The 15,740-nt window shown below is 65.3% G+C and carries 14 protein-coding genes and 1 pseudogene; 9 read left to right on the top strand and 6 right to left on the bottom strand.

What is annotated here, in order from left to right:
• Nucleotides 1-39: 39 nt before the first annotated feature.
• A complete protein-coding gene (locus tag RFA01S_RS11080) occupies nucleotides 40-1,209 on the top strand; it encodes an aminotransferase class V-fold PLP-dependent enzyme (protein WP_032407702.1) in 1,170 nt (389 codons plus the stop codon).
• A gap of 48 nt (nucleotides 1,210-1,257) precedes the next feature.
• Here the strand turns inward: RFA01S_RS11080 and RFA01S_RS11075 are convergent.
• A pseudogene (locus RFA01S_RS11075) lies at nucleotides 1,258-2,085 on the bottom strand (DMT family transporter); the annotation flags it as partial.
• Between the two features lie 74 nt (nucleotides 2,086-2,159).
• On the opposite strand from RFA01S_RS11075, the gene RFA01S_RS11070 reads away from it, so the two are divergent.
• The 3 genes from RFA01S_RS11070 to pth all read left to right on the top strand — a co-directional run bounded on the left by RFA01S_RS11070 (nucleotide 2,160) and on the right by pth (nucleotide 4,291).
• Nucleotides 2,160-2,768, top strand: coding sequence for a TetR/AcrR family transcriptional regulator (locus RFA01S_RS11070; protein WP_032381753.1), 609 nt, complete (start codon nucleotides 2,160-2,162; stop codon nucleotides 2,766-2,768).
• Nucleotides 2,769-2,953: 185 nt separating this feature from the next.
• On the top strand, nucleotides 2,954-3,616 hold the full coding sequence (locus tag RFA01S_RS11065) for a 50S ribosomal protein L25/general stress protein Ctc (RefSeq protein ID WP_027496086.1): 663 nt from the start codon (nucleotides 2,954-2,956) through the stop codon (nucleotides 3,614-3,616).
• An 81-nt stretch (nucleotides 3,617-3,697) separates the two neighbouring features.
• Nucleotides 3,698-4,291: an aminoacyl-tRNA hydrolase gene (gene pth / locus RFA01S_RS11060; RefSeq protein WP_027496085.1), complete on the top strand. Its 594-nt coding sequence runs from the start codon at nucleotides 3,698-3,700 to the stop codon at nucleotides 4,289-4,291.
• On the opposite strand, the gene RFA01S_RS11055 is transcribed toward pth, so the two are convergent.
• Nucleotides 4,292-5,926 carry a fatty acyl-AMP ligase gene (locus tag RFA01S_RS11055; protein WP_027496084.1) on the bottom strand — a complete coding sequence of 545 codons (1,635 nt, stop codon included), beginning with the start codon at nucleotides 5,924-5,926 and terminating at the stop codon, nucleotides 4,292-4,294. It abuts the gene before it with no gap.
• Between the two features lie 129 nt (nucleotides 5,927-6,055).
• Between RFA01S_RS11055 and RFA01S_RS11050 the strand changes: the two genes are divergently transcribed.
• From RFA01S_RS11050 to RFA01S_RS11040, 3 genes are all read left to right on the top strand, one after another.
• Nucleotides 6,056-7,738, top strand: a complete 1,683-nt coding sequence (locus tag RFA01S_RS11050; protein WP_032371213.1) for a peptide chain release factor 3 — start codon at nucleotides 6,056-6,058, stop codon at nucleotides 7,736-7,738.
• 9 nt (nucleotides 7,739-7,747) lie between these two features.
• Nucleotides 7,748-8,401 carry a nicotinamide mononucleotide transporter family protein gene (locus tag RFA01S_RS11045; RefSeq protein ID WP_032364119.1) on the top strand — a complete coding sequence of 218 codons (654 nt, stop codon included), beginning with the start codon at nucleotides 7,748-7,750 and terminating at the stop codon, nucleotides 8,399-8,401.
• Between the two features lie 147 nt (nucleotides 8,402-8,548).
• Nucleotides 8,549-9,160 (top strand): prolipoprotein diacylglyceryl transferase, encoded by a 612-nt coding sequence (locus tag RFA01S_RS11040; RefSeq protein ID WP_027496081.1) that lies wholly within the window; start codon nucleotides 8,549-8,551, stop codon nucleotides 9,158-9,160.
• 11 nt (nucleotides 9,161-9,171) lie between these two features.
• On the opposite strand, the gene RFA01S_RS11035 is transcribed toward RFA01S_RS11040, so the two are convergent.
• From RFA01S_RS11035 to RFA01S_RS11020, 4 genes are all read right to left on the bottom strand, one after another.
• Nucleotides 9,172-10,170 (bottom strand): enoyl-CoA hydratase/isomerase family protein, encoded by a 999-nt coding sequence (locus RFA01S_RS11035; protein ID WP_032373028.1) that lies wholly within the window; start codon nucleotides 10,168-10,170, stop codon nucleotides 9,172-9,174.
• 45 nt (nucleotides 10,171-10,215) lie between these two features.
• The gene (locus RFA01S_RS11030; RefSeq protein WP_032407703.1) at nucleotides 10,216-10,899 is read right to left on the bottom strand and encodes a DUF4166 domain-containing protein; all 684 of its coding nucleotides are present in this window, start codon (nucleotides 10,897-10,899) and stop codon (nucleotides 10,216-10,218) included.
• A 106-nt stretch (nucleotides 10,900-11,005) separates the two neighbouring features.
• Nucleotides 11,006-12,802: an ABC-F family ATP-binding cassette domain-containing protein gene (locus RFA01S_RS11025; protein ID WP_032401069.1), complete on the bottom strand. Its 1,797-nt coding sequence runs from the start codon at nucleotides 12,800-12,802 to the stop codon at nucleotides 11,006-11,008.
• Nucleotides 12,802-13,737 (bottom strand): 4-(cytidine 5'-diphospho)-2-C-methyl-D-erythritol kinase, encoded by a 936-nt coding sequence (locus RFA01S_RS11020; RefSeq protein WP_032371216.1) that lies wholly within the window; start codon nucleotides 13,735-13,737, stop codon nucleotides 12,802-12,804. The genes RFA01S_RS11025 and RFA01S_RS11020 overlap by 1 nt, the downstream gene beginning before the upstream one ends.
• Nucleotides 13,738-13,918: 181 nt before the next feature.
• Between RFA01S_RS11020 and RFA01S_RS11015 the strand changes: the two genes are divergently transcribed.
• Nucleotides 13,919-14,908, top strand: coding sequence for a helix-turn-helix transcriptional regulator (locus tag RFA01S_RS11015; protein ID WP_032407568.1), 990 nt, complete (start codon nucleotides 13,919-13,921; stop codon nucleotides 14,906-14,908).
• 12 nt (nucleotides 14,909-14,920) lie between these two features.
• The gene (locus RFA01S_RS11010; protein WP_032407569.1) at nucleotides 14,921-15,736 is read left to right on the top strand and encodes a DNA/RNA non-specific endonuclease; all 816 of its coding nucleotides are present in this window, start codon (nucleotides 14,921-14,923) and stop codon (nucleotides 15,734-15,736) included.
• The last annotated feature ends 4 nt before the right edge of the window (nucleotides 15,737-15,740 follow it).

Here is a 15,740-nt window from a genome sequence, read left to right as displayed (position 1 = left end):
ACCCTGATGCCCGAGAGTTCGCTACCGGAAGGACTATCGATGCTCGATCACGACCGCATTCGCCGCGACACCCCTGGTGCGTCGGGCCGGGTATTTCTCGACAGCGCCGGCTCCTCGCTGCCGCCCACCGTCGTCGTCGACACCGCGATCGCCCATCTGCGCCGCGAGGCGGAGATCGGCGGGTACCGGGCCGCGAGCGAACGCCTCGACGATCTCGCGGCGGTCAAGACGTCGATCGGAACCCTGATCGGGGCACCGGCGTCGACCATCGCTCTGAGCGATTCCGCCACTCGTGCCTGGACCGACTTCTTCTACTCGGTGCCGTTGTCGGCCGGGGATCGAATCCTGCTGTGCGAGGCCGAGTACGCCAGCAACGCCATTTCCGCGCTGCACCGCGCCGAGGTCTCCGGGGCCACCGTCGAGGTGATTCCGAGCGACGCGTCGGGGTGCATCGACGTGGACGCCCTCGAACAGATGCTCGACGACCGAGTCCGGGTGGTGTCGGTCGTGCACGCGCCCACCAACGGAGGCTTGATCAACCCGGCCCGCGCGGTGGCCGATCTCGCCCATCGACACGGTGCCCTCGTTCTGCTCGACGCGTGTCAGTCCATCGGCCAGCTGCGGGTTGACGTGGACGAACTCGGCGTCGATGCGCTGTCGGCCACCGGTCGCAAGTGGCTACGCGGGCCCCGAGGTACCGGGTTCCTGTACCTGCGTCCGGAATTGGCCGCGAGCTTGCATCCACCGGCTCTCGATCTGCACAGCGCGCAGTGGGAGGACTCGTCCACCTACCGGATGGCCGATGACGCAACACGTTTCGAGTTCTGGGAATGCGACGTCGCAGCCCGCCTCGCCCTCGGCGCGGCCGTCGACTATCTACTCGAACTGGGCATCGACGACGTCGCGGACGCCATCTCCGAGCGCGCCGAGTACCTACGTGCCGGCATGCGACGCATTCCCGGGGTCACCGTCCACGATCTCGGTGACCGCAAGAGCGGCATCGTCTCGTTCACCATGGACGGTGAGGAGCCAGTGGCCGTCCGCGACCGACTTGCCGACCGAAACGTGACGGTCACGGTGAGCCATCGCGGTTCCACTCGACTGGACATGACAGGCCGGGGGCTCGACGCCGTCGTCCGTGCATCTCCGCACTACTTCGTCACCTTCGCCGAACTGGACACGATGCTCGCTGCCCTCACCGGTGTGTGAGCGGGCTCTACGGTCCGGATGTGCACTGAGGTAGGCGGCGACCCCGATCCCCGAGACCGCGAGGCCCGCGATACCGAACCACGTGACCGCGTCGCCGAACATCACGAAAGCCCAGAGCATCGTCGTCGGCGGTGTCAGGTAGAGCAGCACGCTGGCACGAGTCGGTCCACTGCGGCGCACGACGAACAGGTACGCGCCGTATGCGCCGAAGGTCGACAGAACCACCGTCCACGCCACCGCAGCCCAGAAACCCGTCGTCATCGGCGGTACCGCGTCACCGGCAAATGCACTCCACGTCATGAAACCGACTGCACTGATGCCACATTGGATGGCCATGGCCAGCGCGATGGGTTCTTTCGGATCCAGTAGCCGTTGCCCGATCGTCCCGGCCGACAGCGCCAGCATGCCCGCGGCGGGCAGCAGGTAGACGGGCCAGGCGAGATCGGCACCGGACAGGTCACCGACGACGACGAGCGTCACTCCGGCGATACCGACGACGAGGCCGAGAATTCCTCTCGATCCGACGCGTTCGCCGAATATCCTGCTCGAGGCCAGCGCGACCACCAGCGGCTGCAATGCAGCGATCAGGGCGGCGACGCCCGGAGGGACGCCCATGCCGATGCCGGTGATGGTGGCACCGAGGTAGAGGAACTGGCAGAAGAGGCCGAGGACTGCGTGGATACGCAGCGCGTGCCACGTCGGGGTGAGTCGTCGCCATCGGCACCACGCGACGAGGAGCACGACTGCCACCAGGTACCTCCAGGCCAGCAGCGTGTGGGCCGGAGCTTCGGCGGTGCCGAATTCTGCTCCGATGAAGCCCGAACTCCACAGAATCACCAGAGCTGTACCGGCGAGAACATCGATGCGTGACGTCATGAGAGCGATGTAAACATACAGGTCTGTATACTCGCAGTGCACCCCACTCCGACCAGCGCTTTCGAAAGGTCGCCATGCACGACAAGCCACTGACCCCCGCAGCGGAACGAATTCTCGCCGTCGCGAGCGAGCTCTTCTACGACCGCGGAATCCGCGCCGTCGGCGTCGACCTGATCGCCGAGGAAGCCGGCACGACCAAGAAGACCCTGTACGACCGCTTCGGCTCCAAGGACGGCCTGGTGCAGCGCTATCTGAAGCGGCGATACGACCTCTGGTGTGCGCACGTGACGCAGTACGTCGACTCCCTCGACCAGGGTGAGCAGCGGGTACTCGGGGTCTACGACGCACTCGACCTGTGGATGCGCGACAACCATCGCGGCTGCGGATTCGTCAACGCATTCGCCGAGTTCGGCGGCACCGACAGCCCGGTGTTGGCCATCATCGAGTCGGAAAAGGCGTGGACGCGATCGCTGTTCGCACGCCTGGCCGCCGATGCCGGATACCCCGATTCAGACGAGCTCGGGACTCGATTGTCACTGTTGCACGAAGGTGCGGTGGTCATGGGAACCGCAGGCGGTCGGGACGACGCCATCGCCGTCGCCCGGTCGGTGGCCGCCGAGTTGCTCGCTGCGCTCGCACGTGAGCGGAAGTTCGTAGCAGGGGTCGAACTTCCGCGCACGTGACCTGGTCGTGTATTGTCTTCCAGGTTGTCTCGGCGAGGGTAGATCCGGCTCATCAGGATCCACCGTTATCGACGCGGCTCGGCCCCGTTGGCCGCGCTCGTTCGTGTCCGCCCCGACGAGTTTGACAGTCCGACGAAGTACGCCGCACGAACCACAGATCACAGTTATCAGGAGCATGTAGCACCATGGCATCGAAGGTAAACAACCTCACCGCACAGGTCCGCACCGAATTCGGCAAGGGTGCCGCACGCCGCGCTCGTCGCGACGGCCTCGTTCCCGCCGTGCTGTACGGACACGCAACCGACCCCCAGCACCTGGCACTCGACGCCCGCGCATTCGCTGCCGTGCTGCGTAACGACGGCACCAACGCTGTGCTCACCCTCGACATCGCCGGCAAGTCGCAGCTGGCACTGACCAAGTCGATCGTCGTGCACCCGATCCGTCGCAGCATCGAGCACGCCGACCTCCTCGTCCTGAACAAGGGCGAGCGCGTCACCGTCGAGGTCAACATCATCGTCGAGGGCGACGCCGCACCGGGCACCCTCGTCACCACCGACTCGACCGCCGTCGAGATCGAGGCCGACGCGCTCGAGATCCCGGAGAACTTCGTCGTCTCCGTCGAGGGTGCCGAGATCGGCACGCAGATCACCGCAGCAGACCTGGATCTGCCGTCCGACGTCACCCTCATCTCCGACGGCGAGACCCTCCTGGTCAACGTCGTCGAGGCACCGTCCGAGGAAGACCTCGAGGCCGACGGCGAAGGCACCGAGCCGATCTCCGAGACCGGCGAGGCCGAGACTCAGGAAGAAGCAGCTTCCGAGGACGAAGACAGCTCCGACGAGAGCTGATCCTCTCCCCTGCATCTCGAGCGGCGCGCTGTTCTCCTTCGGGAGACGGCGCGCCGTTCGTTTCGAACCATCGATGGAAGAATGACGCCCGTGAGCACCGAAAACGGCCCCGCCCTGATAGTCGGGCTCGGCAACCCCGGTCCGCAGTACGACAAGACTCGGCACAACGTGGGCTTCATGGTCGCCGACGCACTCGCCGGGCGCGTCGGCTCGTCGTTCTCCTCGCACAAGAAGTCCAATTCCGACATCGTGCAGGCCCGGCTCGACGGCCGTTCGGTCGTCGTCGCGAAGCCGCGAACGTTCATGAACCTCTCGGGCCAGCCGGTGGCGGCACTGGCTCGGTTCTTCTCCGTCGACCCCGCGAACATCGTGGTGGTGCACGACGAACTGGACATCGACTTCGGCGCACTGCGACTCAAGCTCGGCGGCGGTGAGGGCGGGCACAACGGTCTGCGCTCGATTTCTCAGCACCTCGGCACCAAGGACTACCTGCGGGTCCGCGTGGGCGTCGGACGGCCGCCGGGACGGATGGACCCGGCGTCGTTCGTGCTCAAGCCCTTCTCGACGCCCGAACGCAAGGACCTCGGCGTCGTGATCGAAGAAGCCGCCGACGCCGCCGAGCTACTGCTGAAGGTCGGTCTCGAGGCCGCCCAGAATCGGGTACACCCGCGCTGATCAGTTCAGCAGCGACACCGAATTGGCCCGTCGCAGTTTGCCGCTCGACGTCTTCGGGATGCTGCCCGGCCCCAGGACTGCCACCGTGCGGGGGCGCACTCCTACCTCCGAATGCACCGCGTGGATCACTTCACGCTCGATCCGCTTGACCTCGTCGGGGTTGTCGATATCGTTCGTTTCGACTGCAACAGCGAAGCTTTCGCGTTTGTCGCCGGCGTCGAGGCGGATCGCGACGGCGTTACCGGGCCGAACTCCCGCGACGGTGCCCGCGGCTCGTTCGATGTCGGTGGGATAGATGTTGCGGCCGCCCATGATGATGACGTCCTTGACCCGGCCGCAGACGACCACCAGTTCGTCCTCGGTGATGTAGCCGACGTCGCCGGTATCGAGCCAGCCGTCGGCGTCCTGTGTCGGCACGGGGCCGTCGACGGTGATGTATCCGGGCGTGACGGCCTTGCCGCGGACCTCGATGATGCCGACACCGCGCGCGGTGAGCACCTGCCCTTCCTTGTCCACGACGCGGCCCTCGAGACCGGGAACGAACTTTCCGAGAGTGGCCAGGGATCGGGTGTTGCCGCGGGTGGACGGGACTGCGCGGCCGAGCGTTTCGAGTAGATCCGCGTCGACGACGTCGATCACCTGTCCCTGCCCCGGGTCCGGAATCGACACGGCGAGAGTCGTTTCCGCCATTCCGTACACGGGCGCGAGGGCCGCGGGATCGAGCTTGTACGGCGCACCCGCTTCTGCCAACGCGATCATCGTGTCGGGGTCGACGGGTTCGGCACCGTTCCACGCGTAACGCAGCGTGGACAGATCCAGATCCAGATCGTCCTCCGCCTGACGCAGCCGACGCGCCAGCAGCGAATACGCGAAATTGGGTGCAGCAGTGACTGTTCCGCGGTACTTGTCGATGAGCTTGGCCCACAACAGCGGCGAGCGCAGGAAGTCCAACGGCGTGATGCTCACGACCTCGGCACCCACCTGCATCGGTACCGACAGGAAGCCCACCATGCCCATGTCGTGGAAAAGCGGCAACCAACTGACCATGACGTCGGAATTGACGTCGAACTCGATGCGATCGATCATCGCGTACGCATTGACGTAGAAGTTCTCGTGCGTGATGCGCACGGCCTTGGGCGACCCGGTGGAGCCGGACGTGAGCTGCTGCAGCGCGATGTCGGTCTCGGCCGTCGGCACCGGATCGATGTCGCGACCGGACTTCATGTCGTCGATCTTCAGCACAGTGATGCCGCGCTCGACGAGCACCGGTGCGGCGATGTCGAACGGAGCTCCCAGAATCACCGCCTTCGCGTCGATCATCCGGACGACGGTTTCGGTGTCCTCGCCCCAGACGGCCAGATCTGTCCGCGGGGTGGGCTGATGCAACATCGTCACCGACGCTCCGCGCATCCACGTGGCCTGGCAGGCAGGTGCGATGTCGACGGGCTGGCCGGCGAGAATGCCGATCGCGTCGCCGTGTTCGACCCCCGCGTCGGCCAGCGCGCCCGCCATCCGCCGCGCCTGCTCGTGGATCTCACCCCACGACTGGCGCAACGCCGCCTCGGGCTCGCCGGTGACCAAACCACGTTTGCTGCTGCTTGCGGTCTCGAACATCTCGTCGGTGAACTTGCTCAACGCGTCATCTCCTCGTTCGACGGTCCTTCCGCGTCCCTCACCCTAAGCAATCCCGCGATGACCGGTGACCGTTACCGGCCGCGTATCCTTGACCTTTGCCGTTGCCGTGACTACGAGATAGAGGCCTTCGTGAGTACCCCGCCCAGTTCCCCCGACGTCGATGCAGCACTCGACGAGTCAGGACCGAACTCCGGCCCCGCTCGACACTCGGCCAGGGAACTCGATTTCGAGGTCGCGAGGCGTCGAACATTCGCGGTGATTTCACACCCCGATGCCGGTAAGTCGACGCTCACCGAGGCCCTCGCCCTGCACGCGCGCGTCATCTCCGAGGCCGGTGCCATTCACGGCAAGGCCGGCCGTCGCTCCACCGTCTCGGACTGGATGGAGATGGAGAAGGCGCGCGGCATTTCGGTGAGTTCGACTGCGCTGCAGTTCAATTACCAGACCTCCCCCGACGCCGAGGTCACCAACGTGATTAACCTCGTCGACACCCCCGGGCACGCCGATTTCTCCGAGGACACCTACCGCGTCCTGACGGCGGTCGACGCGGCCGTCATGCTCATCGACGCCGCGAAGGGCCTCGAGCCGCAGACCCTCAAGCTGTTCCAGGTGTGCCGCCAGTTCGGCATCCCGGTCATCACCGTCATCAACAAGTGGGACCGCCCGGGTCAGTCCCCGCTCGAACTGCTCGACGAGATCGAGTCACGCATCGGCCTGACGCCGACGCCTCTGTACTGGCCCGTCGGCATCGCGGGTGACTTCCGTGGCCTGCTCGATGTGCAGGACGGCAGTTACATCCGCTTCACCCGAACTGCGGGTGGTGCCACGATCGCGCCAGAAGAATTCATGACGGCCGAGGCCGCCGCGCAGCGTGAGGGCGTCGACTGGGACACCGCCGTCGAGGAGAGCGATCTGCTGATCTCGAGCGGCCAGCAACACGACCAGGAGATGTTCCTCGCCGGCCAGACGTCACCGGTGATCTTCGGCTCGGCGATGCTGAACTTCGGCGTGCGCCAGATCCTCGACACCCTGGTGGCGCTGGCCCCCGCACCAGGCCCCCGGGCCGACGTCTCCGACGGGGTGCGCGCGGTGACCGATCCCTTCAGCGCCGTCGTGTTCAAGGTGCAGGCCGGCATGGACACCGCACACCGAGACCGCCTGGCCTTCATGCGCGTGGTCTCGGGTGTGTTCGAGCGGGGCATGGTCGTCACGCACGCACAGACCAAGAAGCCGTTCACCACCAAGTACGCGCTCACCGTCTTCGGGCGTGACCGGACAACGGTCGAGAACGCCTACCCTGGCGACATCGTCGGCCTCGTCAACGCGACCGCGCTCGCGCCCGGCCACACGTTGTACACCGACAAGAAGGTCGAGTTCCCACCGATCCCGTCGTTCGCACCCGAGCACTTCTCGGCACTGCGCGTCGACAGCGCCGACAAGTACAAGAAGTTCCGCCGAGCCGTCGAACAACTCGACTCCGAGGGCGTGGTTCAGGTGCTGCGCAACGACATTCGCGGCGACGCCTCCCCGGTTCTCGCGGCCGTCGGCCCGATGCAGTTCGAGGTGGTCACCGCACGAATGAAGACCGAATTCGGCGTCGACGCTCGGATGGAACCGTTGGGTTACTCGCTTGCTCGGCGCACCGACGCGGCGTCGGCCGTCGAATTGGGCCGTCAGCGCGGCGTCGAGATCTTCACCCGGACCGACGGTGCCCTGCTGGCTCTCGTCAGCGACAAGTGGCGACTGCAGTACATCCAGAAGGAGATGCCCGAGCTCACCCTCGAGCCCCTCGTCGCCGCAGGCGATCAGTAGCCTGTCGCGGTGCTGACAGATCTGCTCGACGCCGAATTCAGCGTGCTGGGCCACCCGGTGCTGTGGCGCGAGGTGATCGGGAACGGCTTCGGACTGCTCTCCGCGGTCGGCGGGATGCGTCGAGTCGTGTGGGCATGGCCGGTGGGGATCATCGGAAATGCGCTGCTGTTCACCGTCTTCATGGGCGGGGTGTTCCACACTCCGCAGGCGTTGGATCTGTACGGACAAGCCGGACGGCAGCTGATGTTCATTGCCGTCAGCGCCTACGGGCTGGCCCGGTGGATGCGCGGCTCGAAGAACTCGGGGGCCGCCGTCGTTCCGCGCTGGGGCACTGCCCGTGAGCGACTGGTGATGATCACTGTCGCAGTCGTCGGAACGATCGTGTTCGCGCAGCTGTTCGGGTACCTCGGTTCGTTCGGCAAGTGGGCCGATGCGTGGATCTTCACCGGTTCGATGCTGGCGACGTTCGGCATGGCCCGCGGGCTCACCGAATTCTGGCTCATCTGGATCGCGGTGGACATCGTGGGCGTCCCGCTGCTGGTGATTGCCGGTTTCTACCCGTCCGCTGTCCTCTACTTGGTATACGCCGGGTTTGTGACCTGGGGTTTCGTGGTGTGGTTCAGGATCCAGAACAAGCCTTTGGACCAAAAAATGGCGATCTAAACAATCGTGATGCTACTCTCAGGCGGTCCGAACAAACTTCGAGTACGTTTTGGCGTGCTCGACGCCGAGTTGGGCGTCATGTGAGTTCTCCGATCATGGCGTCTCGGCGCGGAACCACCCGAGAATCACGATGAAGTGGAAAACGACATGACTAAGGGAACGAACTACCCATTGGCCGGGATCAAGGTCGGTGGCGCTCCCGCGCATCGTTTGGCGACGCCGCCGAAGTCCGATTCCACTCCGTCCAACGGTGCCCGCACCGACAGTTCGGTAGCTGCACCCGCCGAGAAGGCGGCCGAAACCACCACCGATTTCCCGGCGGCAGTGGTCACGTCCACCGACACGGCATCCGCTCCACAGCCCGCAGCATCAGAGAAGCCCGCCACGGAATCGAACGAGGTTGAAGTGACCACCAGCGATCAGATCTCAGAACACGGCCTGCCCACCAACGGCCGTTCCACCGCTCACGCCTCCAGCGGCAGCACGTCGCCGTCTCTCGGCCGCGGCCAGGCACCCGACCGTCGTACCGCTATGGGCGTCGCCTCGGTTCGTATCGCGGGTCGGCTGACCCAGAACGAACTCGGCAGCCGCACCGGCGACATCCGCACTCCCGACACCTCCGTCGGCCCCGACGAGCTGCTTCAGCTCCTCGGCGAATACCTCGTCTCCGGTGGTCTGCAGAACCCGGAGATCCACGTGCGTTCCAACGGCCAGACCATCGTGCTGGACCTGCAGAACCCCGCCAAGGGTTACCGCTGACCCACTGACGGTCACAGCAGCTGCTGGAAGGCCTCTGGTCGCACCATCTCGAGCACCAGAGGCTTCCACTGCGGCGCGCGGTCCTTGTCGACCAGCACTGCGCGCACACCCTCGGCGAAGTCCGGTTCCGTGATGATCCATGTCGCCAGCCGCAACTCGCGATCGAGGCACTCCCGCAACGTACTGTCCGCAGCCCGCTCGATCAGGGCATCGGTGGCCATCAAGGACGTCGGCGACAGCGTTGCCAACTGAGTCTTGGTCGAGCGAGACCACGCGGTATCGCACTCCAAAGCATCGATGATGTCGACGAGCGACGTCTTCTCGAACACCGTGGCCACCGCTTTCGCGTCGAACGACAATTCCGTCGTCGGCGGCGGGGTCGTGTGTCGATCGAGCGCTGCACCGAGATCGGTGCCACCGAGAATGTCGTCCTTCAGCGCCTGAACGGATTCGCTGGGACAGAAGTGTGTCGCCAATCCCAGTGTCACAGCGTCGGATCCGGTGATCCGGGTGCCTGTCAGTGCCAAGTAGCGTCCGATGTGATCGGGCAACCGGGACAGGAAGTAGCTCGAGCCCACATCGGGAACAAATCCGATCGCCGTCTCCGGCATCGCCAGAAGAGCGTTCTCGGTCACGATCCGCACGCTGCCGTGCACCGAGATTCCGAGCCCTCCCCCGAACGCCGCGGCCTCGATGACCGCCACATACGGCTTGGGGTACGTCGCAATGATCTCGTCGAGGTCGTACTCGGCAGAGAAGTAGCGCGGCCCGGCTTCTCGGTCGCCGTCGATCACGGCCTGCCTGATGGCCTTGATGTCTCCGCCGGCGCAGAACGCGCGCGGTGAACTGCTCGTCACCAGAACCGAACCGACGGTGTCGTCGTCCCGCCACGCATCGAGTGCCGCGCGAATGCCGTGGATCATGGCCTCGTTCAACGAGTTCAGGGCCTCCGGCCGGTTCAGGACGATATGCCCGACACCACCGACTACCTCGGCTTCGACTACGGCCACTGCGGACTCCCTTTCACCTGCTTCGATCGACGCGTAACAGTAGCGCTATTCGCGTGATTCGATCGAGCGCGGCCGCGCGTCGGAAGGGATGTCGGCGGGACGGCACTCGCGCTCCTCCGCGGTGAACCACCCGCGATACAGGAACAACTGGCCGAGCACCGGGCTCTTGACTTCGATCTCGATGCGGTGCCGTTCCTCTGCCGCGTCCCACCATTCCCGGCCGATCGTGACCGCAGAGGCCACCTTCGGCAACTTCGGCGCAATGGGACCGAGCAGAAACCGCGGCACCTCGCTCTCGAGCACCAACCCACCGTCGGAGTCGACCGCACACGTGGTGTGCACCACCATGTCCGACGAGAACCCCAGGTAGTCGAGCGCATATGCGTCGGATTCTGCCGACGACACCATCACCGAATTCATCCCCTGCGGACGCGCGGCGAACGCGAAGCGACGCACGAAAGACATTGTCTCGCGGCCCAATTCGTCGACGTACGCATAGTTGGCGATGGTGAAGGGCACATCCTTGCCCACGCCAGCAGGAAACAGGCCTCGCTTACGACCGGCCCACAGCAGCGGCGGAGGAACGAGACGAGAGTGAGTCATCTCCTCCATCACACCGACCCCGAACTGAGCCCGACGATCCGAGGACTGCAAACCGAAACGCCATTGGACCTTGGGATGCAGACGAGCGAAATCCGAACCCATCACTTCTGCGACGACCGATGCCATGACCACAGTATGCGCTGCGCGCATGTGCGCGAAACTTCGTAGCAGGTCACGAGTTACCACTCACATGGCGCAGGCTCTACTCAACCACTCACATGGGCGAAGCCCTCTACTCCAACTCGGCGGCCAATTCCATCCAGCGTTCCTCGGCGACGTCCTTGTCGGCGAGGACCTGCTTGAGTTCGGTGTCGAGGGCCACGAGCTTGTCCGGCGCAGTGGCAGCCTCGGCGAGTTCGGCGTGCAGTTCGGTCTCCCGCTTGGACAGGCGAATGACGAGCTTCTCGAGCTTGCTGAGTTCCTTACGGGCCGCGCGCTCCGAAGCCGCATCACGGGTTGCCTTCCGCGGCACCCCGCCGGTGGTCAACGAGTCCGGCGTCGCGTCGGCGGCGAGGACGGCCCGCCTGCGCAGGTAATCCTCGATGCCGCCGGGCAGGTTGGTGAGCTTGCCGTCACCGAACAGTGCCCACGTCGAGTCACAGATGCGCTCGATCAGGTACCGGTCGTGACTGATGACGACGAGCGTGCCCGCCCAGCCGTCCAGGATGTCCTCGAGCTGTTGCAGGGTGTCGATGTCCAGGTCGTTGGTCGGCTCGTCGAGCAACAGCACGTTCGGCTCGGCCATCAGGACTCGCGTCAACTGCAGGCGACGGCGTTCGCCACCGGACAGATCTCCGACCGGCGTGCGCTGGCGAGCGGGAGTGAAGCCCAGCCTTTCCGCGAGCTGCCCGGCAGAAATCTCCTTGTCGCCCAACGTGATCCGCTCGGCCACCTCCTTGACCGCGTCGAGGACACGCAGCTTCTTGGGTAGGTCGTCCAATTCCTGCTTCAGCCACCCGATCTTGACGGTCTGGCCCTGGATGCGCTTGCCCGAAGCGGGCTGCAGTTCACCGGCGAGCGTACGCAGCATCGTCGTCTTACCCGAGCCGTTGACGCCGACGAGACCGACGCGCTCGCCGGGAGCCAGACGCCACGTGAAGTCCTTGACCAGCTCACGGCCGTCGGGAGTTTCCAGGCGCGCGTCCTCGAGTTCGATGACGACCTTGCCCAGACGGCGCTGCGCAAAGGAGGACAGCGCGACGGAGTCACGAGGCGGCGGTACGTCGGCAATCAATGCCTCGGCGGCCTCGATGCGGTATTTGGGCTTGGACGTTCGCGCGGGAGCACCGCGGCGCAGCCATGCGAGTTCCTTGCGGGCGAGGTTGCGACGCCGCTCCTCGGATGCGTCGGCCTGACGGGAGCGCTCTGCACGCGCGAAGACCCAATCGTTGTAGCCACCCTCGTAGGTTTCGATACCACCCCCGACGACCTCCCACGTCTGATTGGCGACGGTGTCGAGGAACCACCGATCGTGCGTGACGACCAGTAGCGCGCTCCGACGGCTCACCAGGTGCGCGGCCAGCCACTGCACCCCCTCGACGTCGAGGTGGTTGGTGGGCTCGTCGAGCACCAACAGATCCAGATCCTGAACGAGGGCTGCTGCCAAGGCGACTCGTCGACGCTCACCACCGGAGAGGTTGTCGATCGGCGCGTCCAGTCCGGAGCTACCGGCCGGACCCAGGTCGGCAATACCGATGCCGGTCAAAATGTTTCGTACCCGGGAATCACCGGCCCACTCGTGCTCGGCCATCCCGAGCGGATCGAGCACCACCTGACCGACCGTCGACCCGGGCGGCAACACACCACGCTGAGTGACGACGGCCATCCGCAGTCCGTTGACGCGGCTGACGCGTCCCGAATCGGGGGGTTCGATGCCGGCGAGAACCTCGAGGGTGGTGGTCTTGCCACCGCCGTTGAGGCCGACCATGCCGATGCGTTCGCCCTCCTGCACACCGAGGGAGACGCCGTCGAGCAGAGGCTTGACGCCGAAGGACTTACTGACGTTTTCGAGATTGACGAGATTGACCATCAGGAAAAACCATTCGATTCACTAGTGACCACACGAGCACCGGGAACCGGTCCACTCGCAACACGGACGGTGCGGCACACGCCTGCACCGGACAATTCAGCGCTCACCGACACCGCCGCATCGGCGTCGGCGCACAGGAACGCACACGTGGGGCCCGAGCCGGACACGATGCCCGCCAACGCACCCGCAGTGACACCCGCTCTCAGTGTGCGACGCAACTGCGGCATCAGCGAGACCGCAGCGGCTTGCAGATCGTTGCCCAACAGCGGGGCGAGGGCCCGCGCATCACCCGACGCGAGGGCATGCATCAGATCCTCGGTGCCGCCGAGCCTGGGCGGATCGCCCTTGGCCCGCAACTGATCGAGCTCGCCGTACACGGCAGGGGTCTGCAGACCACCCTTCGCCAGAGCCAGAACCCAATGAAAGTTGTTACGCGAGAGCACCGGAAGCAACTTCTCACCGCGGCCGGTACCGACGGCAGTCCCACCGTGCAACGAGAACGGCACATCGCTACCGAGTTCGGCCGCCACCTCGTCGAGCTCGTCACGCGAGAGTTCGAGATGCCACATCGCGTTGAGCGCAACCAACGTCGCGGCAGCATCGGCACTACCGCCCGCCATGCCGCCGGCGACCGGAATGCCCTTGTCGATGGTGATCTCCACCGACGGCTCGCGCCCGACCCGACGGCCCAACAACTCGGCGGCCTTCCAGACCAGGTTCCGCGAATCCGTCGGAACGACCTTCGCGTCGTCGCCGCGCACCCGAACCGACAACGCCTTCGCCGGAACGACCGACAACTCGTCGGAGAGAGACAGCGCCTGGAAAACCGTCGTCAACTCGTGAAAGCCGTCGGGACGCAGGTCACCGACCGAAAGATGCAGATTCACCTTCGACGGGGCCCGAACGACAACGGGCGTGGGAACGACAGACAGCACGTTTAACCACAGTAGTGGAGAAACAGGGGCCGGGTTCACCATCAGGCGGCCCACCTGGGGGTACTCAATGTCACGTTCGGTGGACTTTTCGGGGGTCAATGTCACGTTGAGTGGACTTCGGTGGCGGCAAGAGAGAGTAAAGAGGACCGAAGGTGTCCGCATTCGGTGGCATTGTGTGGATATGAAGGAAACCTCGGCCCGGCTGTTGCGGCTGTTGTCGCTTCTGCAGACCCGGCGCGATTGGGCGGGTGCAGAGCTGGCGGAACGGCTCGACGTGACGCCTCGCACGCTGCGGCGCGATGTCGACAAGTTGCGCGATATCGGTTATCCGGTCAATGCGACGCCGGGCGTCGGCGGCGGCTATCAGTTGGGGCCTGGTGCCGAGATGCCCCCGCTACTGCTCGACGACGACGAGGCGTTGGCGGTGGCGTTCGGTTTGCAGTCGGCGGCCGGTGGGTCGGTGGCGGGGATCGGCGAGGCGTCGTTGCGTGCGTTGACGAAGCTGCGGCAGGTGATGCCGTCGCGCATCCGGCATCGGCTCGACGCCCTCCGTATCGACGTGGTGGAGCACACCCCGCGGTCTGCGGTGGATGCGGCGGTGTTGTCGACGGTGGCTGCGGTGTGCCACGGTCACGAGCGACTGAGATTCGACTACCGCAAGCACGACGGTTCGGAGTCTCGGCGCGAGGTGGAGCCCTACAGCTTGGTTCGGGCGGGAGCGCGGTGGTATCTGCTGGGTTGGGATGTGCTGCGCCAGGATTGGCGATCGTATCGAGTGGATCGCCTGATTCCGAAGATCCCGACGGGTCCTCGGTTTACCCCGCGAGAGTTGCCTGCAGGCGGGGCGGCGGCGTTCGTCTCGAAGGGAATCGATCGCGCGTTCACCCAGGTTCAGGCGCGCATTCGTTTGCATGCGCCGATCGAGACGATCGCCCCGATGGTCGACGAGCACTGGGGAACAATCGAATCCATCGACGACACCTCGTGTGCGGTGGTGCTCTCGGGAGACTCACTGCCGTCGATCGCCCGCTGGCTGGCGGCCTTCGACACCGACTTCACCGTGCTCGACCCGCCGGAACTGAAAGAGGAATGCCGCGTGGTCGCCGCGCGTCATGCGGCCCTCGAACGGCGATACCTCGCCGCGGTTCACCCTCCGGTAACCGACGCGTGAGTCAATGGGTCCATGACGACCCCACTCGGTTTCGACCCGACCTTCCTGGCCGACATCGACGTTCCGCTGCCGGGTCGAGCAGGCCTGGTGGTTCTTCCGTACACGCATTTCTCGGTGTCCATGGATCCTGCCCGACGCCTCGCCGCGGTCACCGGCGTGAACATCGACGGCTCGAGTCTGAAAGACCTGGAGCGAGGCGATGATTGGCGTCTGGACGAGCGGCTTCCGGCAGCGCAGCAGGCGGGGAACGAGTTGTACTCGAACAACGACCTCGACCGTGGGCATCTCGTTCGCCGACGAGATCCGGTGTGGGGCGAGCTGTCGGTCGCGACGCGCGCCAATGCGGATACCTTCCACTACACGGTGTGCGCTCCGCAGACGGCCACTCTGAACCAATCGAAAACTCTGTGGCTGGGGCTCGAGGATTACGTACTGGGCCATGCCGAGCAGTACGGGCAACGACTCTCGGTGTTCAGTGGCTGCATCTTCGCCGACGACGATCCGATCTACCGAGGCATTGCCATTCCGCGTCGCTTCTTCAAGATTGCCGCGTGGTCCCAGGATTTGGCACCGGCGTGCACCGGATACGTGCTCGATCAGTCGCCGTCACTCGACCCGATTCTCGACAAGCCGCTTCGGGTCGAGACCGATCCCTCACCGCTCGGCCCGTACCGCACGTATCAGGTTCCGGTAGCAGACATCGCGTCGGCGACCGGCTTGGAGCTGGGAAGTCTCACCGAGGCCGACCGGTACGCACCTGTTGCAGCGGCACGCGCCGAGGCGTCGAAGTGGACCGAACTGACGCGACTGTCGGACATTCACCTGTAAGGAC

The sequence above is a fragment of the Rhodococcoides fascians NBRC 12155 = LMG 3623 genome, from assembly GCF_001894785.1.
GTDB lineage: Bacteria > Actinomycetota > Actinomycetes > Mycobacteriales > Mycobacteriaceae > Rhodococcoides > Rhodococcoides fascians.
Note: the sequence above shows the minus strand (reverse complement) of the source record. Positions and strands in the feature narration are given on the sequence as shown.